The organism is Haloarcula taiwanensis (assembly GCA_002844335.1).
GTDB lineage: Archaea > Halobacteriota > Halobacteria > Halobacteriales > Haloarculaceae > Haloarcula > Haloarcula taiwanensis.
The window spans coordinates 26542-50799 of sequence record CP019157.1 but is presented as its reverse complement, the minus strand read 5'-3'; the positions used below and the strand labels follow the sequence as shown (position 1 = coordinate 50799).

Genomic DNA, 24258 nt, shown 5'->3' with positions numbered 1-24258 from the left:
AAAAATAGCTCTCGGGGAGACCCGAGGGTGAGCAAGTACCCGAGCACGAGTCCGGCAGTCCAGAGTGACACAGCCACAGTAATGATCAGGGGTAATCTCCCAGCCCGGCGAGTCATATTCAACCAATACAATTGTCGATACTAAAAACAGACTATTCAGAAGTACTATGAAAGCAAAAAATAAGTATCCTTGATAAAATAGGGAGGGTATATGCCTGTGAGAGGTGTGGGGGCAATACTACGTGGTGGATTCGATGCCATCTTCCGCCCACACAAATTTGTGGAATTTCAAACAGATTCGTATGGGGCTTCCCGGCTTGGTGTGATCCGACAATTGGGTTCACTCTTGGGAGTCTACTTTGTGAACCTTGCCGCATACGCGGTCCCGCTTACCCTCGCCGGCATTGGTGTTCAGTCTTCACAGTCTGCTCCGGAGGACTTCGCTAGAATCGCTGGTTCATATGGTATTGATCCGGTGGCCAGTTGGCAGTTGCTCACGGCATTCGTTCAGAACTCCCTGTTTATTTCGATAGCAACTGCAATCACACTGGTGACGTTCCATGTGGGCGTCCTCATCGTTCGAGATTCGCAGGGGATCGTCCAGAGTATGCACACTGTCGTGTACACGACAAGTGCGTATCTCGTCGCGACGTTCTCCGCGGTCTGGTATCTGACTAATCAAGCAGGCGTCAGTGGTGCACGCCAGCTCATCAGGAACCTCCAGGCCGCGTTCGTTTACGCTATCATTGATGCGCTTGGAGCGGGCGTCGAGCTTCCCGGCGGTCGACCAGATTCTCTCGGTGTCACCACTATTTCAGCCGAAGGACAGTGGATACTGGCGATACTCACACTGACGCTACTGTATTATCTCTTCTCGCTGTACCTCGGTGCTCGAATAAATCACCGGGCAACGCGGAGTAACGCGGCGATTGCTGTCGTCGCCGTCGCCCTCTCACCGGTTGTGTACGTTACCGGGTCCATCGTCGCATACATCATCGCCTAACATGTCACAACAAGACCAACAGACTTCGAATGGATCGAGTCAGTCGACCACCGCAGACCAGCCGAATGACCACAACGAAGTCATTCTCGAAACCAATCCGACGACCAAGCCAACGTTGATTCGACTGGCTGTCGTCTTATTCCTCAGTCTGGGTGTGGTTGGATACCTCCAACTTAATCCTGAAGCGCTGGGGTCACCCGACATCACAAATACGGCTGCACTCGTTGTTTTGCTGCTCGGACTCGTCTTGACCGTCCGGTTTCTGGTCCGAACTATTATTCTCGTCCGGACAACCTATGTCGTGACGAGCAGCCGTGTTGAACAGGAGTACGAACTCCTATTCCGTACCCATTCGAAGGGCATTCGATTCGATAAAATTCGCAGTCATGAACTCAACCAGAATCGTATTCAGTCGATTTTGGGGTACGGAACAATCTCGATGAACCGTGGGCTGGGTCCGCTTCGACTAGAGAACGTTGACGAGCCTGAGGCTGTCTACGATACCATTCGAACGTGTGCCAAGCGCGTCGCCTGATCTTGCGAGTATATCGACGTGTGATATCTGGATAACTCGGCGCTGAGATTAATTGACGCCCGTACGATTATTCTCTCCAAAATGGATGTCGTCCTATATCTCTGTGATGATGTATCCAACTGCTTCTTCTGGGCATTTAGTGAAACACTTCTGTCGTACTGAGAAGATTATAATAACCAGGCCCTGAGACCCAATATTCGTTAGTGAGAGGCTGCTTGTTGTCGATTACGTAGCCTAATTACAACATCTAATAATCGATATAAAACTATATGTCATCTGGACATTCACGATAATACATGGTTTATAAGGGCTGGATGCGGCGGCGTGTACTTACGTCCGCTGCAGGGCTCGGCACAGCTGGATTGAGCGGTTGTCTCCGGATGATCGGTGGTAGTGAGAACTCTGGTGGATTAGAGGCTGCAAACTTTCGGTTCGAGCGATCCGATGAACGACTGCGAATTATATACGAAGGTGGGGGATCACTGGTAGCGCAGCAACTTGAGATTCGTAGCAACGCTGGAACTGTGGCCTCTTGGAACCAACTTGGTTCAACACAGGCACAAGCGGACACAGCCCTGTCCTCAAGCGCAACGGCGACTATTGGCCCAGCAGTTGTCAACTGGGAGCAACCAGTGGCCGCTGGTACGGCAATCAGGGTAGTCTACATGATTGACGGGGAATCACCAACAACGCTTGCGACATTTGAAACAGAAAATCAAGCGCGCCAATCGCAGCCGAGGCAGCAGTCTGGTACAGAAACCGAGACGGACGCAACGAGGCAACCTGCGACAGAGACCGTTGCAGAGGAAGCGCTGGTGAGTCGATGGCCGTTCCAGTCCGGATTTAGTGATGTTGCCGGTGACAACGATATCTCGATTGAGCGAGGCAATCCTGAACTCGGAACGTATCAGGAACGAGAGTCGGTTTCGTTGGATGGTTCTGTTGGTATGATGATCGCTCGCGGCGCAAACGAGGAGTTGAGCATCATGGCTTCTAACAGCGGACCAGCAAGTATCGGCGGCTGGGTGTATTTTGACCAGCCTTCCGGGATGCGGCATCAAAATAACGACCAGCCGATACATCACATCTTCAGGAATGACGCAGAGTATGTGGTTCAGGGTGTCCCCGTAGACGATCAAGTGCGACTACGACTGAGTATCAGATCACAGAGAGGTGGTGTTAGCTACTCAACTGAAGATCAGACCACTGGCGAGATGACTATCCCGATAAATGAATGGCATCATTTTATGTATGTCGTTGATCCGCAGTCGTCAGTGAGATTCTTCCTCGATGGAGAGCAGCGCTTCGTTGACGAAACCATGCCCGGGTACAGTCCCAACGTCTCAGACTACTGGTCGCATGAGACTGTCGGGAGCTGGTATGGTACCAGAAATCCGGACTGGTATAATCTGATGGTCGGAAAGTTAGCCGATCTTCGTATTTACCAGACTGGACTCACTGGTGACGAAATTGAGCAAATAGTAACCAATACTCGCTAAAGGCTGCTGTCTTTAGTAAGGGACAGTCTCTCCCGGGTTAGTCACAATTAGTTGTCTAAACAATCAGCACACCGGCCAGCGCCTATGAACGATGGGTCCCCACACTCTATGCACGCATCAACTGCGGTGTGGTTCTCTGCACCCGACTCAAGGTACTGTTTGACCGTTTCCCGCACCCGCTGAATCATATTCGCCCGTATCGAGGACGGGATGATTGCGGAACGATGGGCGAGTTACGATGCACTCGGCATGATGAGACAACTCGGCATCCTCCCGGACGCCCCGTGACCGATACGCGCCCTCCATCTCGCACGCGAGTTTTGACAAGAAGTGGATAGACAGACGGTGCGAAGCTTTCTATGACACGCTCTGTAGAACGGTTAACAGCACTCGATCAACGGCATTGGTTTGGAGAGCTATAAGTTCTGTCTCAGTAATCATAGTAGTATTTCAACGCCTGATAAACTAAATGACACTGTGGTAGGTGTTATTACCGAGACTGATGAGCTGACGGTGATAGAAGGTGCGTATCTTTGATGAGTCGCACCGAGGCTCTACCGATTACGGATGTCGAGACGGCGAAGTGACGGTCCACCCACCGAACCCCTTCGGAAATCCACCGTCCAGTATTCAGTCGTCCTGACTGGTTCAGCACGAACGGACGTCCCGATAGACGATACCCTGTCGGTCCTGCTGGCTCGGGAGACGTCGATTTCGACTCACACCACTCTGAAGCCGGCCTGATGAGAGGGGTGGTCAAGCTGTACTACAGCCCGATAATGTCGTCCAGTTCGACGTCGGTGAGATGCCCGTCACAAACGGCACACGCATCCACGTGGTCGGGTGCAGAGCCGCCTTCCATGTGCAGGTTGCCACACTCGGTGCATACTTCGAATTCTGCGTCAAGCATACAGATTCCACGCCAGAGCTCACACACAAGAGTCTGGTGTGGTTGAACTCTGGACTCTCATGACCTGATCAGGGTACCTATACCTTCCCGTGCTGTGGAGTCTGGACTGGGGATATCGAGTTCCGCATCCCGAGTGTCCGACCTCGTGGTGCGCTGTGCGAGTGGAAAGATACCCACCAGACCTGCCAGAGGGACTCCGTACCCCTCTGCACCGTGCTGTGGCTGCCAGTCGTGGAATGATTATCACCCCCTCACTGCTGGGAGGAGAATACCCCCGACTATTACATATAGTCGCCAGTATGTCCGAATCAGATGCCCTCCCGTAGAGCCTTTCTCCGGGGTGTCGCTGCTCTATGTCCACCGGGGCTCTCAGCTGGATGTACAGGAATCTTCGGCAGGGACAGACCGACGGAACGGTACTCCACCACTGACCGTGCCGACCGCTCGGCGACGGCCTCAGCCACCCCGACGGAAACCGAAACAACTGCCGAGCCACTCAACATCGCAACGGTGGCGCTCACTGGTCCGGTCGCCCGCGCTGCGACGCTCTGGAACGGGAACCCCCTGCCGACGGACGACGAGTACGGCAGGTCGCTGGCCGACACCCTCGGAAGCGACGGGCCCAGACTGGCGGGATATTTCGGGCGCCAGCACGGACTGTCCCCGACTCGACAGGCGTTGTCCCCACCTTTCGAGATTACGGTCGCCAGCGCAACCCAGACCGACGCCCGTGACGCGCTCGCTACAGGATCGATTTCGATTGCCGGGCTCGGCACCGAGGCGTACGCCCCGATCGACAGCGAACTGGATCTCTCTGGATTCGTCCGGCACGACCTCTTTCGAGCGGGGACGGTGATTGTCGTAAGTACGGCGCTCTACGACAGTGGCGTGACCTCGATCACGAGGGCGGACCTACTCGGCATCTACAACGGGCGCCTAGACAACTGGGCATCGCTGGGCGGGCCGGCTCGTGAGATCCACCTGGCCGGGACAGTTGACGTGCAAGGTGGGCCGGAGATATTCAAAGAGACCGTCCTCGCGGGGCAACCCAGAGGCGGCGCGGACGAACTGTTTGGCCAGGTCGACCGGAAGGTGGACACCGTCAGCGACAGAGACGACACAATTACGCGAATTCCGGTTCGAGATGTCAGGAGCCTTCGTGACGGCGGGACAACCGACTACCGGATATTGCAGATCGAAGTCGATGGCGAGCCCCGTGGACCGGGAGATATCGGCTACCCCGCTACCTATCCGGTTCCACTGTTCACGACTGGTGCTCCGGGCCCGCGAGAGGCTGCCTTCCTCGATGCCCTGTCGGCAGACGCCTTACAACCCGAGATTCTGGATAGCGACGGCCGCCTCCATGTGCTACCGACTGGGGCTGACCCGAACTACTGACACCACGGTTACCTGCTCGAACCCCCCTCAGGCAGCACTATCCAGGGAGCATTGCACAGGTCGACTCAATCAGCAATCGAGGTCGACACTCCACCGGAGGCATCCCCACCGGACCCAGCAGTCTAGGCCTGGTGGGCCATAATAAGCATGCTGACAACGAGACAGAGCCCCCACAGCAGCGTCGACATTCCCACGATTGCGATGTCCGTCGCGGTGACCACCCAAATCGCCGTCGGGAGGAGCCACTGACCCACGAGATACAGCCCAGTAGTAGCCTGACGTGCTCGACCGACCACGTTCAGAGCGTCTACTTGCGATCCGACGACGATCGCAAGGATCGATAACATACCTATGTGAGCGTGACCGACGGTCAGCCACCCCACGTTGCCGTCTATGACTATTATATCGACGCGATGTATCTCGTGTTCGAACCGGCCGGCGATGGACGGACGAATCTCACGTTCTGCTACAGCGAAGAGGCCGTCGAAAACCCCGACTACCGCGGGGAACAATCACCGAAACTTTCCGAGCCGGAAGCCGTCGCGCCGACGCAAGCGCTCGCCGAAACCATTGCTGACGCGGCCCAGACGTATCTTGATACCATCCGGGAGTACGATCCCGATGCTGATTCTTAGTACGTCGAACCACTGTTAGATGAGTTACGTGAGAGACTCGGCGGCACCGAGAAGTAGCTGATCGGTCCCCTCTTTTGACGAATTTCGCAACTGATTGCCCGCCCGCCAGCGGACGACTCAGAAGTTGCGCGAGATGGACTCGGATACCTGGAAGTGAATCAACGACAACGGTGCCAAATTCACGTCGAAGACTACTCGCGCCATCCGGACAACCGGCGAAACGGGCCCCAAAGCGCTCGAATCGCTCGGAATCAACGTCAACGGTAGGGCCGCACTGCTGCAACTCTCCGAGGCGACTACGACCGTGCGAACGTCGATTCAGGTCTAGAAACGCGGCGTTCTCTCTGATACTGCACTTCGACTCCTACAAACAGCTTGACCGGGCTGTCCGGAAAGTCGACGAGCTTGACGCCAGCATCGTCGGTCTCAGCGATACTCTTCAACGTCTACGACGCGCTTGGTCTCTTCGTGCGTGAGATCACTGTCACCGGAGACCACAGGTGCATCAAGTTCTCGGCCCACAGCGGCGATGAGACCGTCCATCCCCGCGAGGAACGGGCCTTGCGGTCCTACCTCGCTAGCGATTTCGCCAGCTATCTCGGCTGTCTCCGCGTCGGTCTCATAAACTTCACCCCACGACAGGTCAGCTTTTACCGCTGCTACATCGCCGTCCGGGGCATTCCCCTCTCCGACAAGGACCTCGGCGTATGCTGGAGCCGGGATAATGAACCGTTCATCGTCATGGGCTAGTAGATACTCAGCGGTGGCGTCGATACCGTTGAGATAGTCGATGAGAAATGTCGCGTCGAGTACTTTCATTCGTCATCCGCCAGCCGACGCATCCGGTCTTTCGACTTCTGCTTGGACTTCTCACGTGTCTCTCGGGCCCGGTCAGCCTGTTCGTCTGACCACCGGCCGAACCCAGCCATGAGGTCGCGGTCGTCCTCAAGCATCCGCTGCAACACATCGTTATAGCTCTCGCCCTCCCGGCGGCGGCGGTCAAGCTCTCGCTTCACCGTGTCACTAACTCGAATCTGCTCATCTGCGGTCGCCATTGGTACGTTGACGTTCGCGTTGACAGGCATTAATACTTGTGTGGCAAACGATGGAATCCCGCCGGGAACAGCTGCTGCTAACCTGAAAAACTCAACACGCACGCTTACTGAGCGGTCATTTCAATGTCTGCTCGCGCTCGGATTCGTCGTCGCGTTGGTGTTTCGCGGTCTCGGTCCGGAGCTCCGCGAGCAGCGCGACGACGAGCGCTGGAAGCGCTACACCGACTACGCGTTCATCAGCGGGAGCGTGTTCGCGCCGCTCCTGTTGGGGATGCTCGCGGGTCGCTGGCTGTTCGGCGGGGCGACGCTACCAGTAGCGTTGACTGGCGTCGGCCTAGTCGCCGTCTCGATAGTCACGGGGGCGGCGTTCCTCGCAGCCAAGACCGAGCCCGGTCTGGCATCGGAACTGCGAGCGTACGGTATCGGTGCGACAGTGGCGTACCTTGGCGGTGTGGTCGTCCTGCTGGGAACCGTCGTCCTGACCGATGTGGGCGGTGCTGCCGACGCGGTGCTCTCGCTGCCCGTCGCTGCAGTCGTCGCTCTCTCGGTCGCCGTCGGGCTGAGCGGGAGCGTACTGGCCAGACGCGACCGGTACCGAGCCTGGCTCGCGAGCGCACTGGCACTGCCCACACTGTTGACGATCTTGGTCGCAATGCTGCTGTACCCGACGATTTACCCGCCGACCGGGTTGTTGGTTAGAGAAGCGGTCGTGTCGCCACTAGCGCTGAACCTCGTGACCGTCCTCGGGTTTCCGGTCTTGCTGCTGGTACTGTGGTACTTCAAATTCCTCTACGGCGTGTTTAGCGGCCCAATCGAGGGAGAGGGCTACGAGAGGTAACCCCACCAACCTCTCGTCGTTCCATTCTCCGCTCAATACTGGTGACTCTCCGATCGGGGATGTGTACGATATGATGGAATCACATCCTCGCGATAGTGTATCACTCTCGGTGTCACACATCACCAGTGCCGCCAACTGGAACGCGACTAAGCGTATCGGCTTGGACTGCTACAGACTGCATTCTGTTGCAGTTTGTCGAGCAGACCTCCAGTTGGGGCCATCAAAGGAAGATAGTTCGATATACATTGAGAACGCCGGTCTCAGCTTCTGAGATTATGCGAGCCCACCAGACTGACGATGCTGATAATCGCCAAAGCCCAGCAGTGGGAAGAAGAGGATACCAAGGAAGGTGAGCCCAAGCCCAAACCCGATACCTCTCCCAAACGCTCGAGCTACTCCAGCATGAATCTTATACAGCGCGTATAGATTTATCACCGGAATAAATATGAGGAGCAACCACCACCATGCATTCTCCCCGATCCGAAGCATGATATAGAGGTTGTATAGCGGAATGATTGCCTTCCACCCTGCATGACCAGCTTTCTTGAATACCATCCACATCCCGGCAATCTGGATGCCAGCAATCAGTAGGTTGAACAGGAGGAGCACAATACCACCGGCATCACTGCTTTGGAGGGGGGTAACTAACACCTCGAGGGGAACCATATCAGTAGTGGTTTACTGATTTAGTAAAAAATTGGTGAATCTTATAGGCGTGCTTGAACACTGTCTCTGTCGGACGATAGTATTGACTAATAAACAGCTACTCCGGCGCAACGACGTCTTCACACATTGGACACTCGGCCCAGATTCCGTCTGTCCCATCGTCTTTCTCGTATTCAACCAGCAGCCACGGAGTTGTGATACGCTCGTCGCAGTTTGGACAGCGACCGAGACTTCGCGTGTCATCAGGCATGGAAAGGGGATGAATGGAGCGTGTGACAGTGGTCCGTCCACGCAAAAATTGCCTGTCTTCGGAAATAAGTGTTAGCCAGGGTCTCGACCTCCCGACACAACGCTGGGGCACGGGCTCGCCGTACTGTCCCGGTTACGAACAGCGCTGGCACTGTATCGGCGATTGGTTCGAGGCAACCGAGGATGGGGAGCTGCCAGAACCGACGACCTGCCCCGAGTGCTCTAACATAGCTGAGTAGCTCGTGAACGTCGTCTTCGCTCATCGTCGGGTATGTAGCGACATCGAGACGAACACCGACACACCGGCCTGCTGCAGCTCGTCTAACGCCTGCCAGCGCGTCATCGACAGAACATCGTACTTTGAACGAAACGATCACCGTGACATCCACGCCATCGTCAAGACTGTTGAGAAGCCCATTGTCGCGACGACCAGCACCCCGAGAAGAGAGGCTTTCGGCAGGTCGTACAGCTGGGTCAGGACGACGACAGCGCCGGCAGTTTCGCGACGAAGAGCGTGATCTTCGCGGGGAGTTCGTACTGATCGCTGTTCATGCTCCCTCCATGGCGCCGACGGCGAGTCGAGCGGGCGATGCGATCGGTGTGGACCGTCGTCCGTGGTCCGGTGGTGGCGTACACTGGATCGACGCTCACGAGTGACAGCGATGGCTCTCATGTCCTGTCGCTCGGATTTACTCCCAGTGTGAGTGTTTCCACCACTGCCACATGCACCAGACTACCTACGTGAGTAACACTATATTCCCCATTCCACGGCGTTTGCGTTCGACGAGATCACGGGCCTCCAGACTGTCGAGCGTGCGGCTGACCGTCGCTTTCGAGAGGTCCGTTCGGTCGACAATCTCACTCTGAGGCAGGACGCCATCGGCGTCAAGCACCGTCTGATAAACTAGTTTTTCGTTGCTCGCGAGTCGTTCCGAGGTGGTCTCCCATTCCCGTCGACGAGCCTGCAGCAACTCGTTGCTAGCGTCGTCGGGCTGCTGGGCCGGTGGATCTGAGCGTTCGGTGTCCGCTGTGGCCACCGCTGACGAACCAGCGCCGCTGAGCAGCACTGTCGCGCTCGCTCCCGCAGCACACGCCCCGACCGCGATGACGACCGCGTCACCGAGGGAGAACTGCCAGCTACTGATTCCAATACGCTCACCACCAGCCACGACGGTTGGGGTCGCCTGCAGGAACTGTGTGACGAGGATAGCGGTAGCGATGACGAGAATCCCAGCTGCGAGTACCTCGGATCGTGGGCGGGAGCGAAGCGGTCTCATCGGGCACCCCTGTCGAGTCGAACGAGCGAGTCGACGGTCTCGGTGCGAAGGTTGACGACGACACTGTACTCGGTCCCGGAGTCAGGTGATGTCACGACGACGAGCACGCGGTCGTCGCTCCATTGCGGCTCGCGTCGCTCGAAGACCACGGTGTCGTCGTGCTGTCGGACGGTGAACGCAGACGCGTTGGGGGCGACCACCGCCTGCAGGGACGCGTTCGGAGTGGCTCCGAGCACTGCTGCGCGGTCGCTGGAGAGCTGTGTCGGAATCCGATGGACGGTGTACGCAGCGCTGTCTGCCGCCGGGATGTCGCCGCCGACTGTCTCGACGGATGTGACGATTTGCTGTGCTCGGACACGCATTTGCGTACCGACTGCTGGCGGCTCACGGTCGACCGTTCGGACGACGTACTGACTGTCACTGTGGCTGATCTCGATTCGGGACACCGTGTGCACGTCTTCGACCAGTTCGTGCCGCTGTCCGCTATCAGTCGTGGCGATGAGTGTGTCGTCCTCGACGGCGAACTCGTGGGTGTCGTCGGGGACGATGCCACTGACACTGCCAAATACTGCGAGGCTGCTCCCGAGGACGATCAGCGAGAGGACCAGCACCAGTCTGGAGGGAGGGACTGGGGACATGGTTGATTCTCGAAACATCGGTGATATGAACCTGATGGTTTTCATCAGTTTCAGCCTGTGAAACGCCGGTGAAACGCGTTTCATTCGTGTTCCACAGCTGTTTCCAACGGTACTTTACAAGGACTTTCTTGTAAGCCACGACCACAGCAGTCGGACGACCGTATGCAGCCGACCGCGGCTCTGGCTCGACGCTGGCCGGGGTCGCCCTGCAGGTCCCCGCCCGACTGGTGTCGGAGTAACCAATGCACCCGAATCAATCCACATGGAGTGAAAATCATGCAACGTGACTACAGACTCGCGATGTACGCCCTCGGCATCTCGACCGTGTTGTTAATCGCCAGTGGCGCGACCCAATCTGGTGGGATCGACGGCCCAATCAACGAGACGTCCGACGCCCCGGCCAATGAGACGGTTGACATGCGACTGGACACGGACCAGCAGATCAACGTAACGGCGACCCGGACCGACGACAGTGAGTACACCTTCCAGCAAGCGCAACGCACATGCAGCGGTGCCCTTCGCCTCGACAGTCCCGAGCGCAACAGCACCCGCCATCAGGTCAGAGACGTGACCGTCACACTTGTCACCCACCACGATGGTGCGACAGTCGACGCAATCGGTCGCCAGCGGCTTGCCGAACTCGCCGTCGACGAGACGAGCGACCGCGCAGGGCTCGGTGAATACAGCCACCTCGAAGTACAGGTCAATCAGTACTACGAGTCCACAGAGCGAGTGGAACCGCTGGACGTTGCCGGAATTCACGTCCGACCTGTCGACGACTGCCTCCCGTCGGTTCGGGGGACAGTCAACCGAACCAACGAGACGGTCGACGTGCGAACTGTCCGGCCAGACGTCGACGAGGTGAATCTGAACTTCGTCGACGAGGTCGGCGTGCTCGATCAGGATGACCGAGAACTGATAGAGCATCTTGTCGTGGCCGACGGACAGACAAGCTACAACGTTCGGACACATCTGGACGCAACGACGCTGGAAGCGACAGTCACGGAAGCGACCGCCGATGGTGCCGTCGATATCGAACTCCAGCGGCCCGACGGAAACGGGAGTACGGTCATGCTGACGGTCGATCTCGACGCGGAGACCGTTACCCACACTTGGGTCGAACTCCAGATAGCTGAAGAGAACATCGAAATGGCCGACGGAGACGGCCAGGCCGAAGCCGAAAATACATCCGAACAGACTGATAGCGTCGCTATCGACCTCGACGAGTCGACCGTAACAGTGGTGAACAACACGAGCGGATAACGGCCTCTCGACACTATCGCACGGACGTTCGACTCTCTGGTAGCGACTGGGGTCAGGTGGCTTGTAGCGGTTTTCTGGGGACGGCTATGAATAGCCATACTGCTGATAGCTGAGTCGTCGTATAATGGTCTCGGTGACGCCGGGGTGTTTTGGTTAGCTACCCAACTGACACCCGTCATATCACCGCAACATCCACGCAATCGTCAAGGCCGTCGAGAAGCCGGGAAAGAGTGGGCGGCCCTGGGTGAGTAGTTCGCGTGAGGTCGGTCAGTACAGGGCATATGCCGACTGACGTAATGCTTTTGTATACACAGATTCAACACAAAATATGGCTGAATCGGAATCTCCACCTGAGAAAACGACGGTCAATATCCGGATGACAGAGACGTTCTTGGAAGATGTCGATACGACGTGGGAAGACCACGGATTCAACAGTCGGAGTGAATTCATCCGAGCTGTACTGCGTGACGCGCTCAAGCATCCCGAATTCAATCGTGCGGACCTGAAAGCGATGCTCGCGGGTGAAGTTGAGATTCGTGAAGGTCGCACCCACAGTAGTGATGATGTGAAGGCCGAGTACGGGCTTGACGAGACAGCACGCGACAGCGATGAGTGACTGGGACTGGGAACTCACCGACACGGCACGGCGGGATTTCGACGGATTAGATGAGTATGCACGTGACCGCATCGCCAGCAAACTCGACGAGATAGCTACCGACGAATGGCGCGACCCACCCGAACATCTTGAACCACTTCAGGGTGCGCCCCATCAAAAGCTCCGTGTTGGCCCGTTCCGACTCGGGTGTCGTATTGACCGCACCGAGAGAGTCCTCTACGTTTTGCGGATTCGTAAACGCGGTGGCGATGCCTACCGCAGTGACGACGACTAGTAGGTCTGCATTCATACCGAGCAGTCGTTTCAGGTGAGCAACCGAGCAACAAACGAAGTTCAGAAAGCGGATTGGAAAGTGGCTAACCAACGAGCGTGGGCGCTATCCACCGTTTGTGGGTTAGCGATCTGCTACTCTACACCGTCGCCGCCACGTGCTCATATCCAGCCTGCGACGGTGTTGGCTGGAGCGTCAACCCGGCCAACGCTAACTCCCTGAGCACTTCCGGCGGCACACCCTCCGCGTCCCGAAGCACGGCATCAAGTGTCAACTCACAGTACTGACTCGCACTCGGTGCAAGCACATCCACGGACTCAGTAGCCACCTCCTCCCGAATCGCCCTCGCAGCTCGACGAACACGCTTGCGTTCTTCCACAGTGCAGCTCACGCCTCAGCACCTCGGATAAGATCGCCGACGAGCGACCCACCGACGTGCGGCTCAACGTCCCACCCGCGCTCCGAGCGCGTGTATTCGCACCACTCAGAAAATGTCTCGAAAGGCGTCTCGGCCAGCTCGACTTTCTCAGCGTCCACATCAGCCGCCACAACAGCCACGGCAAACTCATAGCTGTCCCAGTAGTGGGCGGCACCCTCGCTGTCAACGCCCAAGAAGAGTGGTCGGCCCTGGGTAAGTAGTTCACGAGCGGTACGGTCAGTATAGACTATACACTGACGGAACTTTTCGCTCAAATGCCGAGGCTATCTTTGATTGCCGAGTCGATTTTCACCATGTCTGATGACGGGACAGACCCAATGTTCTTTTTTACACGTTCGTCGATGTCGACAACCCGGATTTGACTTAGGTCTGCCACTGAATCGTGATCAAGGACAGTATCCGAAGCCAGTACTTCTACCTCGAACGGGTACGTGTCTCCAGATGTGTACTGCTTTGTGAATGGAGCGATGATGGTTGTCGGCGAGTACTGATTCCCAACATTGTTTTGGATGACAACACAGGGCCTGCTCTTCCCTTGCTGCTCACTCCCTTTTGTGGGATTCAGTTCAACAATGACAATGTCGCTGCGGCGTACCTGCACAATTGACTCCAGAATTCACTCGCTCCAACCGGGCGCGTCACCGAGATGCCCGGTTGCTTCTGAGGATGCTTCTTCCATTTCTTCAGCCAACTCACGAGACCGCTCGGCTCTCTTTCGGTATCCTTCAGCAAGCCGTTCCTCATCTGTCGGCGGTTTGATTATGATCTCGTCATTCACTTCGACGAATTCAACTTCGTCACCGCCTTCGATGCCACGACGGTCTCGCAGTTCCTTCGGAATCGTCACCTGCCCCCGATCTCCGACTTTCCGTTTGTGTTCAGGCATACCTATTCATACTTTTTTCATACTGATATAGATGTCGGTGGCATGGTCATTCAATTCGCACTCATACCGAGCAGTCGTTTCAGGTGAGCAACCGAGCAACAAACGACGGTCAGAAAGCGGATTGGGAGTTGGCTAACCAACAAACAAGCAGTATTGCCTACGTTTGTTGGTTAGAGCTCTGCTACTCTACACTGTCGCCGCCACGTGCTGATACTCGGCTTGTGACGGCGTCGGTTGCAACGTCAACCCGGCCAAACCCTGACGCGGTGCCTGATAGACACGTCAGATGAGATGCTCTATAGACTCGCCGTCCCGGGCTAACTCGGACTGCTGAGGCGAGGTGTGCATATCACGCTTAGAGAACGACTCCGGTGAGACGGCCTGTTGCATCGCGTTGAGCTTCGACCGCAGTTGGCCGCTCGTCGAGCGCACCAGCTCATCGTCTGGCCAGAAATGGACTTCGAGCCCGTCGAAGCGCGTTGCCACCTGCTGGACCGTGTTCAACTGTTCGAGGGCGTACTCAACCCAGTACTGGTGGCTGTCCTGCATCTGCTGGAGTTCCTCGGCCACGTCGTCGTAGCCGGCTTCTTTGGCGGCGGTCAGACACTGTTGGAAATTCGCGCCACGGGGATTGATTGGCTCGTGGAAGACGACAACCTCACCGAGCGCTCTAACATAGCTGAGTAGTTCGTGAAAGTCGTCTTCGCCCATCGTCGGATACGTTGGTGACATCGAGACGAACACCGACACACCGGCCTGCTGGAGTTCGTCTAAGGCCTGCCAGCGAGTCAACGGCGGAGACACAGATTGATATGGAGCAGCTGACCGATCTCATCACTGATCTCGTCGTGCAAACGGCGGACGGACCCACAGTGAGCCAGTAGCGGTCATCAGAAAGACACATACGGCGGCCCAGTACCAGATTGGGGCATGCATGAGGATGTTGCTGACGCGACCGCCTTGGCGGTAAACCGCGTCCTCGATGAGTTCCTCGCCACCTTGGCTGACGATGTCTCCAAGCGTGCGTTCAAGCGGCTCCTGTTCGGGAAACAGACGCTTGGGGACGTTGATCTCGGCTACAAGCCTGAGACATACACACGGTTCAACCTCGTTGAACCACTGCTGACAGCCATCGATCTGGAGTATCAACTCGAACCGCGGAGTACCGATATTAACCGAGATCGGTGGCCGGATATCAAGCTCACGAGCTCAGCAATTCCCTATATCGGGGAGGTGAAAGCACTGAATGATATCGAGAGTGGGCGCGAAGAAATCAAGGAATACCTGGGAATTGATGGGTTCATGGCACCCTATGGCATACTAACTGACGGTGCCGAATGGCTCGTCTTTGGCCCGCCGGATGACGGCGGCCGAACCTCGAATCCGGTCGTTCGCAAGCGCTGTTCGCTGGCTGATGCGCTCAAGACCGTTGCACTGGTGGAGGGGCACTGGGAAGAGGACTTGCTTTCGTCGAAGATTCGGGCGACCGGTATCGACCAGATTGAGGCGTTCCCGCGGACGTTCCATGCCGATGAATTGGATGCCTGGGCGCTGGAAAAGATGCCACCGACGTATCGAGCCGAATTCTTGAGTGAACACGAGTCACTACAGGCATCGCTGGACGGCGTATGGGAGTGATTAGGAACCTAAAGCTTTGGACAGCGTCGGTACAAGTTGGTAAATAAGTAACATGGGTTTATATATTGCCACTCGCATGAGCTAGCTAACCACTTCCCTGCTATCGATGAGTTCTACTGATCCATCTGCAAACCCGGCCCATTCTGTGGCAACGGAGTTTGTCACCGACGCCTTCGAAACAGAAGTTACGGAAGACGCTATCAGGGACCTCGCGACAGCTGTAGAGGCCCACGTCCAGACACTCCGCGAAAACATTGATTCCGATGATCGGTTGGAGGCATTGCTACGGAGCCATCCCGGCGGAGCGACTCTAGTCTCAAACGACTCGACGGAAAATGAAGATCCAGAGCCCCTTACACAGCGGGCCCTGATCAAGCCCCTACTTGAGGAACTGGGCTATCCTGAACTGGCCGTTGAAGCCGGTGACCTCTCAGAGGAATACGGCCAGCAAGCCGACTATTCGGTATCGCTGCGGGACTACGATGAGATTGACTCTGAGCGGTTGTTGATCGAAGCCGAGCCGCTGAATAAACCGCTTGATCAAGAAGCCCACGGCATCGGTCAGGTGAAAGACTGGCTTGAGAAACGCCACTTCGCTGCCGATTTCGGTATCGCAACCGATGGCGTCCGGTGGGTCCTAATCAAGTATGACGCTGATACGTATAGCTACGATACGCTCGCAGAGGTGAATCTGCAGCCATTGTATCTTGCCGCCTTCGAGAACCTCACGGGTCAAAAGGTACCGCTGGACGAATGGCTGGACGACGCCACCAAGACGATTGCCACGGAGTTCCTCCGGTCGTTCGGATGGCGGAACTTCCGGACTATCGCCGGCGAAGCTCGCGAGGTCATTCGAGAGCGCAAAGAAGCGATAACCGACGAATTCTATGACGACTATGTCCGGCTGGTTTTCGGGGAGTATGACGACGGAGAAGAAACCGCTCGGTCGCTGGTCGGCGACGGTGTCATCGCGCCAGAATCTGCGACTGGCGATGATATCCGGCTGTTCTCGGTCGGCCTGATGAACCGGCTCATCTTCATCAAGTTTCTTGAAGATAAGGGTCTGGTTGGAGAGACATTGCTGCAGGACCTCGTCGACGAGTACGAATCAGCAGGGGTCCCCCAGCGGTTCTACAAGGCATATTTAGAACCGCTCTTCTTCGGCGTTCTTGATGAACTCCCGGACGACCGGCCAGACCATGTTCAGCAGATGGACATCTACGATGATATTCCCTATCTGAACGGCGGACTGTTCCGACCGAGTATCGAGGGTTCGAATGGGTTTTCGGATAGGGACTTCGATGTTCGGGACTCGGTTCTGATTGCTATTATCGATCTGTTAGAGCGCTACAGTTTCTCTGCTGACGGTGGACCGACTGATCTGGATCCAAGCGTGCTAGGGAACGTCTTCGAGAAGACCATTAACCACATCACGACCGACTCGGCGGACACTCAGAAGGAGCTGGGTGCCTACTACACACCCGACGAGATTACGCGGTTCTGTGCCGAGGAGACCGTCCAGCCAGCACTTAAAGAGCGGTTTGCCGACCGTATGGTCGCTGACTGGGGCTGGACTGAGGAGATGGCTGCTGGATACGATGATGTCTATTCGCTCATCGAGGCGCTGCCGGCGACCAATACCGACGTTATCGACGATCTGTTGGATATTGTTGACCACTTCCGAGCGCTGGACCCTGCCTGTGGGAGCGGGCATTTCTTGACGAGCGTCCAGAGTGAAATCGTCGGGATTCGGAAGGCGTTATACGAGAAGCATGATGACGATCCTGCGAACTGGGAACTCCACAAGCAGACCGTCGTCCAGAATATCTACGGCGTCGATATCGTCGATCCGGCTGTGGAGATCGCGAAATTGCGGCTGTGGCTGTCGATCATCGCCGAGGTTGATCCAGCGACCGTCGACGAATACGATGATGACGAGTTGGCGCTACCCAACGTCGTATTCAACGTCCGGCAAGGCAACAGCCTGATCGGCTATACGGAATTGATGGAGACGACCGGTGATGGGGCACAGGCTCAGTTAGATGCATGGGGCCCCGACAGTGTCCGGTCAAAGTACGGCAACATCATCGCGAAGGTTGAGCGACACAAGCAGGCGACGGATACGAAGGAAGCACAACAGTATCTGGAGGAAGCGGAAGACTTGCTTTCGGAATATCGTGAAGACTTGGATGAGAAGGTACTTGGTGATTTTCGGGAGGCCGGCGTCGAAGAAATCACGCTGGAGCAGGTGCAGGCCTTCGACCCCTTCCACTGGGTGCTTGAATTCGCCAGTGTCTACGCCGACGGCGGATTTGATGTGATTGTTGGGAATCCTCCGTGGGACCAACTCCGTCCCAGTCGTGACGATTACTTCTCTCGATACGACGAGCGGTTCCGAAGCCGGATGCCGGCTGATAAGGATGCAACAGAGGCGGAGTTGCTAAATAATGATTCGATAGCTGAGGGGTGGGAAGAGTATCAGACGAATATCGACCGGCAGATGCGCTACTTTACTGATGGATCTGCTTATGAGTTGCAGACACCTACTGTTGCCGGGCGAAAAGACCCTAATGAGAACAATCTGGCTGCACTGTTCTTAGAGCGGGTCTTCAGCCTTGCAAGAGACGATGCATACATCTCACAGATTCTCCCAGGTGTAATATTCAGCGGGTCATTTGCGAAAGACCTGCGCACACAGATGCTTGATGAGGCAAATATCAAGGCGCTCGTGGAATTTCAGAATAGAGGGATTTTCGATGCGTTGCACCGGCAATTCCGATTCGGTGTGGTCGTGTTTGACAATTCAGGTTATACAGAATCACTGCAAGGAATTTTTACGCAATATGACCTTGATGTCTTGCAGTCACTTGAGAAAGTTGCTGTAAATATACCTCGTGATGTACTCACTGAGTATTCACGCGAGGGAGGGATATTCCCCTTTGTAAGTAGTCAAAAAGAAGTGGAAGTTCTCGAAGATATACTAAGTCATCCATCTTTAGGTGATAAAATCGAAGATACTTGGAACGTAGTCCCACACCGAGAATTGGATCGGGCCCGTGCTGCAGACCGTTTTGTAGAAGACGCTGACAGCGGTGACTATCCAGTATATGGGGGTAAGAATATTCACCAGTTTGTTTATGATAACTCTATTTTCGAGTGGGTAGATGCACCGGCGCTCTGGAGTGTCTCTGAAGATGATCCAGAAAACAGTGCGAAGTTCAGAATACGCGAAAGAAGCTACAATAGTGGCGATTTGAAGAAAGCTATTTATAATTCATTTGGGGGTGAAAATACAAGTAAATCTCAGAAGCAATTCGTTAACGACCTCTTGGATGAACATCGTGGAAAGCCACTCTCAATGGATGACGTTCTGCCAGACTTCACGGAGTATCGAATTGTCTACCGAGATATTACTAATGCTACAAACGAACGAACAATGGTGGCAACTGTTCTTCCGAAAGATATTGCCTGCGTTCATACTTTGCAGACATTTTCGCCATATGTCATTCAGCCAGAAGAGGACAACCTTTCTGATTATCCACTACACAGTGCCTACAATCGGGCATACAGTAATCAAGAGCTCTTTGTAATCGTGGGCTTGTTCAATAGTATTCCGTTCGATTTCCTTATGAGAACAAAAATAGAGCGTCACCTTGTTAGGTTTAAGCTTCAAGAGTCACAGATGCCCCGTCTCACAGAAGGTGACGACTGGTTTGAGTACATTTGGAGGCGTGCCTACCAATTGAATACGTACGGCAGTCCATTCGATGAAATGCGTGAACGGCTCGATGAGGTAGAACCAGTCACCAATTTAGAGGAGCGAAAGCGGTTGCGAACAGAAATTGATGCGGCCGCATTCCATGCTTACGGGCTTGGCCGAGATGAAACCAAATTTGTTCTTGATGACTTCCATCGAGTCCAGAACCCACGCATAATGACTGACGAGTACTTTGAGATGGTGTTAGAAAAGTACGACGAGTTGGCTGACGAGGGGCCGATGGAATGACACAGCCAGTACTAATCCATCTGAAGAACTATGTCGTAAGAGCAAACTGAGGTAGACCAATGGATGTTTCCGAGTTAATTGAGGCAGAGATTAGAGAGAATGAACAGTTGGAATACAAATCCACCTCTGCACGTCCTAGTGGCATAGTCAAAGAGCTGGTTGCATTGGCCAATCAGGAAGGGGGTAGAGTAATAGTCGGTGTGGATGATAGCGATGGAAAAATCGCTACTGTTGAGGATGTAGAAGCGAATGGAGATCCGGGTGGCCTTGAGGAGGCCCTACACAACTCAATCCGAGATACTGTTGACCCTGTTATTGAATTGGAGTTCGGAACTGTTGAATACCAGTCGAAGACACTCATTGAGATTGCTGTTGAAGACGCGAATGTCCTTCATTCTTGGAGGCCCAGTGGTAAGCCAACATTTCCAATTCGGCACGGTTCAACAACCCGGTATCTCAGCGGGTTTGAAATCGCTCGTGCATACGGACATCTTTCATCATCAAACCCAGCGATTGAAACTGTAGACGGTCTTGAACAAAAGAAGGACAGTCAGACATCTACCACCGATCAGACGCGACAACAAGACTGGAGTGGTGGCGTCTATCGAACTGCGACCACAGAAACACTCCCAACACCAGAGACACCAGTGTATTCGGCCCCGGAAAACCGACTAATTGTCGAGTCAGGTGGCCGTCAAATAGTCAATTTCGGACAGATTAGTCTCGACCCGTTTCAAATAGGCCATTCAACTGTGCGGTTAGAGGATTCAATCAATTTGATGGAACTGTCTGAACTTCCACAATGTCTCCAAAGTATCGATACCAAACTCACTACCGCCTCTTACCAATCATACTCGTACAGTATCAAGTATGGTCCCCGACAGCTTGTAGGACGAGGTCTAGAGAATTTCATAGAGGATGCATATCGGATCTCAAAGATTTGCGACCGGCTTACGCCGGGTAACAAAACTGCTGATGACAGAGTGCGCCCAATCGGCGTTCTTTCTTTCCCTGTCTCGGGAGGTGTCGGAATACTCGAACTGCAATGGGACGGTGATACGTTACGACGTGGCCGGAGCTCAATACAGTTGCTCATGCAGAACATACCGTTCAACACAGCACCATATAAAGAACTGAGCGACGAGTGGGGGTGGAACCCGCGAGGATTTCAGGAGCAGACACGTTTACAGTTATTACGCATTAATGGAGATGCAGAGCTCCAAGAGACACAGCAAGTGACGTTCAACCCCTCTGCTGAGTTTGTACAGGAAGAAATTGTCGCAGCAAACCCATTCTACGAATCACCTGAACAGGTTGCTTCGCCCTTTGATATTGAGGTACCGGAATACCTGTCTGAGGCGCTGGCTGGCATCAATCGGCTCCCCTTCGATATTGCTGGTGGACTGCACCCAGATGACAAAACCTTCACGTTTGATTCTATGGAAGTACTGCACCTCGATGGGTTACTTGAAACATTCATAATTTATTCGCTCGGTCGAGTGGCAAGCACTGATGCTGATATTCCAGAATTAGAAATGCCATTTTATGTGTCAGATAAGTCTGATACAGAAAATAACTGAAAATTCAATTCCAGCGGATCGCCCGTACACGATTGCTTAATGAGAGGTCAGATGTGAACATTCTGATCCTACTGATAGCTGACTGAACCGGTGATTCACTGACCTCTGTAGCGAAGACGAACTCGCTTGTGGATCGGCTGCGGAAGCTGACGTTGCCCGCCGTCGACGACCTTCGCGATGGATTGGCGAGTTACATGGAGACGGTGGAGCGAGCTGACGAATTGAAAGCGAAGATCGAGCGGACCGACGAGCTGATCGACGAGATTGTTTACGAGCTGGGTTGACCGACGGGGAAATCGAGATTGTTGAGGAAGCGGTTGGGAAATGACGCATTCTGATGACCCTTATCGGACCGTAAAGATCACTTCTGGTTCTCTGATTTGCTATGCAAGACGTTCATCATGGAAAATAAACATGACCCTAGAATTATATCCAGCTAACTACTTCTGGTAACCATCTGATACAGAAACTTCCCTATGATATCTACTGAAGAAGCCGAGGCCCTCCACAATGCACCCAAAATCATATTCGAGGATTTCATTTGGGAATGGGATGGATCAAAATACCACGGAAGTGTTCGGGTAGAGTGTCAAGACCGGGATGATATACTCCGTCTTGTTGGCTGGGTGAATGACCGGCGATACTCATATTCGCTTATCTATCGAAATGCGATTACTATCCGTCGTTGGGGCAACCATCCTGGACATCGGAATCCAGACGGAAAACTAGTCGAGGGGCCACACAAACACCGATATGAGGAAGGTCACGAGGATGACTGGGCATACAATGTCGATGATGTATCCACTTCCGATGTGCGGCAAGCCTTTTTCGACTTCCTCGACGAAGAATCAATAGAACTAGCTTCCAGAGCGACCTATCAGGGTCGTATGGGTGAGTATGATGACTAATTGTAACGCCCTTATCCGCGACCGGCTTCGAGACGCGTTTGACGGGCGAGTCTCTATCGACGAAGATCAAGGTGATTGTCGCGTGGTCCTTCCGTTCTATCGTGTCGACGGCGACCCAATAATTCTCTACGTGACCGAGAAAGACGACCAGTATCAGATATCAGATGAGGGGGAGACACATGGAATGCTGTTGACCTCAGGCGTGGATATTGACACTGAAAAGCGGGAAAATCGAGTCGAGGCCGCTAGAGAGCGGTTCGACCTCGACACATCGAAGACAGAGATCACACTCACCGCTTCGGCTGATGAGTTAGGGTCCAGATTGCTTGATGCGTATCAGGCCGTTCAGTGGATTTCGTTTCTCATCTACACGCGGCGGCCTTATTCGCCAAGTTATTTCAGGGACAAAGTTGCCGGCTTCCTACGGCAGAATGAGCTACCGTTTGAAGAGGATGTCAAAGTGAGTACCGGGACCGATGAGGAAGAAGTTGACTTCCGTCTGGATACGCACGGATATGGTACTTATCTTGAGGCGATTCAGGCCCGAAATGGAAGCGATCTAGAGAACAAGAGTCGAGACACGGCGCTGAAATGGATCAGAATCAACCGTGCTGAGCCAAATGCACGATTCATTACAGTGCTTGATGATATCAATGGAGAGTTCAAAAAAGAGCGAATGATGACGTTGTTCGACGATTCCGACGCTGTCGTCCCTTGGTCAGAACGAGATGACCTTCTTGAGGTCGTGAAGTGACCAGCGGAACGTATCTGTCCTATCTCACATTTTCTGTTGGCTGGTTATTTTATTACCAAAGCACACCAAGCGGGCAACTACCCAAAGACTGTCAGGAGTGAGGTGCTGAATATAGAGGATCAAGTCAGCACAGCAACTTCGTTTCTTTCAGCTACTCTCCACTGAACCACCCTATCAGTTTAATTGCGTATTGAGTATTTAGTCCAGTAAATGGAGACGAGGTTAAAAGGTCTCTAGAAACCCAGAATATATATTAATAATTCCTACCAAAAGACGGCGATTGGGTTAATCGTGGCAGTCTGACCCTCGAGCTGCCAATCATCAGGCTCCATTGGAATATTCATTTCAGCTGCTACAATTTCCAACTGACTTCTCAATTCATCAGAGGCTTCGTTTTCGGGGAGATACCGATCTAATATACTCGTAGCTTGAATCGGGTCCCAATAGCCTCCATCTGGAATGTGCCGTTCTACTCGTCCAATTAATTTAAATTCTGGTTCGTCTAAAAATGCCGACGGTGGGTCAACACGCATCTTACTTCGGTCCAAAGATACCCCGTACTGCCAGTCGTCCGATTCAAATCGGAGTGGAATATTCTCTCCTGTGAATTGCTCAATCAAATTCTCGATTACAGAGAGCTGGCCCAATTCTTCTTGATCGACATCATCTAGCTCCTCGTCTAACTCTTCCATCGATTCTTGCATTTCCGCATTAAGCAGTGTCCGTATGGTTTTTATAGCAACTTCAAATTTGAACAGAGACATCGGTCGCGCAGAACCCTCTATGCGAACAACGTCTCCCCGGTCAAGAGATTGCGGGTCAGGGTTTTCATGAATCTCGATATCTTTTTCACGTAGTATTTCTAGGAAATCTTGAAATCGGTAGGGGGCAGTAATCGTCATTGTTGTCTCAACGGCATCACGGTCAATATTGGAATACTTCCCGCCTAAACTGAATCCCATAAAACCTCCTCCCGCATTCCCTCCTTTTTCGGTCTCGCCTTCTGCCGAGTGAACGATCTCCGAGGGAATCCCTTGGCCAAGTGAGGAAAGGTTACTATTCAGGCTATCATCATCTAAATATATGAACTCTCTAAGTTCGCTCACGATTTGTAATCATAGTCTCTCGGAATAAGCTTATTCCCCTCACTTACAGGTCAAACAATTCAGGTACTCAGTGCAGTGGGTACTGCATA

24 protein-coding genes and 3 pseudogenes are annotated in these 24258 nt (G+C 54.1%); 15 read left to right on the top strand and 12 right to left on the bottom strand.

Going from position 1 to position 24258, the window contains the following annotated elements; genetic code table 11:
• Positions 1–549 precede the first annotated feature (549 nt).
• The 5 genes and pseudogenes from BVU17_18410 to BVU17_18390 all read left to right on the top strand — a co-directional run bounded on the left by BVU17_18410 (position 550) and on the right by BVU17_18390 (position 5344).
• Positions 550–1002: a hypothetical protein gene (locus BVU17_18410; protein AUG49548.1), complete on the top strand. Its 453-nt coding sequence runs from the start codon at positions 550–552 to the stop codon at positions 1000–1002.
• Position 1003: 1 nt separating this feature from the next.
• Positions 1004–1537, top strand: a complete 534-nt coding sequence (locus BVU17_18405) for a hypothetical protein (protein ID AUG49547.1) — start codon at positions 1004–1006, stop codon at positions 1535–1537.
• 950 nt (positions 1538–2487) lie between these two features.
• Positions 2488–3036, top strand: coding sequence for a hypothetical protein (locus tag BVU17_18400; protein ID AUG49546.1), 549 nt, complete (start codon positions 2488–2490; stop codon positions 3034–3036).
• Positions 3037–3219: 183 nt separating this feature from the next.
• Positions 3220–3324 (top strand): annotated as a pseudogene (locus BVU17_18395) (ester cyclase).
• A 934-nt stretch (positions 3325–4258) separates the two neighbouring features.
• Positions 4259–5344 (top strand): hypothetical protein, encoded by a 1086-nt coding sequence (locus BVU17_18390; protein AUG49545.1) that lies wholly within the window; start codon positions 4259–4261, stop codon positions 5342–5344.
• Between the two features lie 122 nt (positions 5345–5466).
• Here the strand turns inward: BVU17_18390 and BVU17_18385 are convergent, their stop codons facing one another.
• Positions 5467–5787: a hypothetical protein gene (locus tag BVU17_18385; protein ID AUG49599.1), complete on the bottom strand. Its 321-nt coding sequence runs from the start codon at positions 5785–5787 to the stop codon at positions 5467–5469.
• Here BVU17_18385 and BVU17_18380 point away from each other — a divergent pair.
• A complete protein-coding gene (locus tag BVU17_18380; protein AUG49598.1) occupies positions 5758–5979 on the top strand; it encodes a hypothetical protein in 222 nt (73 codons plus the stop codon). The two genes, BVU17_18385 and BVU17_18380, sit on opposite strands and share 30 nt — an antisense overlap.
• Before the next feature lie 426 nt (positions 5980–6405).
• Here the strand turns inward: BVU17_18380 and BVU17_18375 are convergent, their stop codons facing one another.
• Positions 6406–6798 carry a VapC toxin family PIN domain ribonuclease gene (locus tag BVU17_18375; GenBank protein ID AUG49544.1) on the bottom strand — a complete coding sequence of 131 codons (393 nt, stop codon included), beginning with the start codon at positions 6796–6798 and terminating at the stop codon, positions 6406–6408.
• On the bottom strand, positions 6795–7034 hold the full coding sequence (locus BVU17_18370; GenBank protein ID AUG49597.1) for a hypothetical protein: 240 nt from the start codon (positions 7032–7034) through the stop codon (positions 6795–6797). Before BVU17_18370 ends, BVU17_18375 begins: the two co-directional genes overlap by 4 nt.
• A gap of 95 nt (positions 7035–7129) precedes the next feature.
• Between BVU17_18370 and BVU17_18365 the strand changes: the two are divergent.
• Positions 7130–7872: pseudogene (locus tag BVU17_18365) on the top strand (cytochrome D oxidase subunit II).
• 273 nt (positions 7873–8145) lie between these two features.
• Here BVU17_18365 and BVU17_18360 read toward each other — a convergent pair.
• From BVU17_18360 to BVU17_18350, 3 genes are all read right to left on the bottom strand, one after another.
• A complete protein-coding gene (locus BVU17_18360; protein AUG49543.1) occupies positions 8146–8538 on the bottom strand; it encodes a signal peptidase I in 393 nt (130 codons plus the stop codon).
• A gap of 986 nt (positions 8539–9524) precedes the next feature.
• Positions 9525–10064 carry a hypothetical protein gene (locus BVU17_18355; GenBank protein AUG49542.1) on the bottom strand — a complete coding sequence of 180 codons (540 nt, stop codon included), beginning with the start codon at positions 10062–10064 and terminating at the stop codon, positions 9525–9527.
• Positions 10061–10702, bottom strand: a complete 642-nt coding sequence (locus tag BVU17_18350) for a hypothetical protein (GenBank protein ID AUG49596.1) — start codon at positions 10700–10702, stop codon at positions 10061–10063. The genes BVU17_18355 and BVU17_18350 overlap by 4 nt, the downstream gene beginning before the upstream one ends.
• Positions 10703–11002: 300 nt before the next feature.
• Here BVU17_18350 and BVU17_18345 point away from each other — a divergent pair, with 300 nt between their 5' ends.
• The 3 genes from BVU17_18345 to BVU17_18335 all read left to right on the top strand — a co-directional run bounded on the left by BVU17_18345 (position 11003) and on the right by BVU17_18335 (position 12855).
• Complete coding sequence (locus tag BVU17_18345) at positions 11003–11965, top strand: hypothetical protein (GenBank protein ID AUG49541.1); 963 nt, start codon at positions 11003–11005, stop codon at positions 11963–11965.
• 328 nt (positions 11966–12293) lie between these two features.
• On the top strand, positions 12294–12581 hold the full coding sequence (locus BVU17_18340) for a CopG family transcriptional regulator (protein ID AUG49540.1): 288 nt from the start codon (positions 12294–12296) through the stop codon (positions 12579–12581).
• Entirely contained in the window at positions 12574–12855 is a 282-nt protein-coding gene (locus BVU17_18335) for a toxin (GenBank protein AUG49539.1), read from the top strand. The genes BVU17_18340 and BVU17_18335 overlap by 8 nt, the downstream gene beginning before the upstream one ends.
• 136 nt (positions 12856–12991) lie before the next feature.
• On the opposite strand, the gene BVU17_18330 is transcribed toward BVU17_18335, so the two are convergent.
• From BVU17_18330 to BVU17_18310, 5 genes are all read right to left on the bottom strand, one after another.
• Positions 12992–13243, bottom strand: coding sequence for a hypothetical protein (locus BVU17_18330; protein ID AUG49538.1), 252 nt, complete (start codon positions 13241–13243; stop codon positions 12992–12994).
• A complete protein-coding gene (locus tag BVU17_18325; GenBank protein AUG49595.1) occupies positions 13240–13521 on the bottom strand; it encodes a hypothetical protein in 282 nt (93 codons plus the stop codon). The genes BVU17_18330 and BVU17_18325 overlap by 4 nt, the downstream gene beginning before the upstream one ends.
• A 20-nt stretch (positions 13522–13541) precedes the next feature.
• Entirely contained in the window at positions 13542–13892 is a 351-nt protein-coding gene (locus BVU17_18320; GenBank protein ID AUG49537.1) for a growth inhibitor PemK, read from the bottom strand.
• Between the two features lie 15 nt (positions 13893–13907).
• A complete protein-coding gene (locus BVU17_18315; protein AUG49536.1) occupies positions 13908–14177 on the bottom strand; it encodes an AbrB family transcriptional regulator in 270 nt (89 codons plus the stop codon).
• Between the two features lie 282 nt (positions 14178–14459).
• On the bottom strand, positions 14460–14969 hold the full coding sequence (locus BVU17_18310) for a radical SAM domain-containing protein (protein AUG49594.1): 510 nt from the start codon (positions 14967–14969) through the stop codon (positions 14460–14462).
• A gap of 138 nt (positions 14970–15107) precedes the next feature.
• On the opposite strand from BVU17_18310, the gene BVU17_18305 reads away from it, so the two are divergent.
• From BVU17_18305 to BVU17_18285, 5 genes and pseudogenes are all read left to right on the top strand, one after another.
• A complete protein-coding gene (locus tag BVU17_18305; GenBank protein AUG49535.1) occupies positions 15108–15815 on the top strand; it encodes a hypothetical protein in 708 nt (235 codons plus the stop codon).
• Between the two features lie 106 nt (positions 15816–15921).
• Entirely contained in the window at positions 15922–19821 is a 3900-nt protein-coding gene (locus BVU17_18300; protein ID AUG49534.1) for a hypothetical protein, read from the top strand.
• Positions 19822–19880: 59 nt separating this feature from the next.
• Positions 19881–21401 carry a hypothetical protein gene (locus tag BVU17_18295; protein AUG49533.1) on the top strand — a complete coding sequence of 507 codons (1521 nt, stop codon included), beginning with the start codon at positions 19881–19883 and terminating at the stop codon, positions 21399–21401.
• Positions 21402–21514: 113 nt separating this feature from the next.
• Positions 21515–21729: pseudogene (locus tag BVU17_18290) on the top strand (restriction endonuclease).
• A gap of 569 nt (positions 21730–22298) precedes the next feature.
• Positions 22299–23063 (top strand): hypothetical protein, encoded by a 765-nt coding sequence (locus BVU17_18285; GenBank protein ID AUG49532.1) that lies wholly within the window; start codon positions 22299–22301, stop codon positions 23061–23063.
• Positions 23064–23326: 263 nt separating this feature from the next.
• Here BVU17_18285 and BVU17_18280 read toward each other — a convergent pair whose 3' ends face one another.
• Positions 23327–23827 carry a hypothetical protein gene (locus BVU17_18280; GenBank protein ID AUG49531.1) on the bottom strand — a complete coding sequence of 167 codons (501 nt, stop codon included), beginning with the start codon at positions 23825–23827 and terminating at the stop codon, positions 23327–23329.
• Positions 23828–24258: the final 431 nt, after the last annotated feature.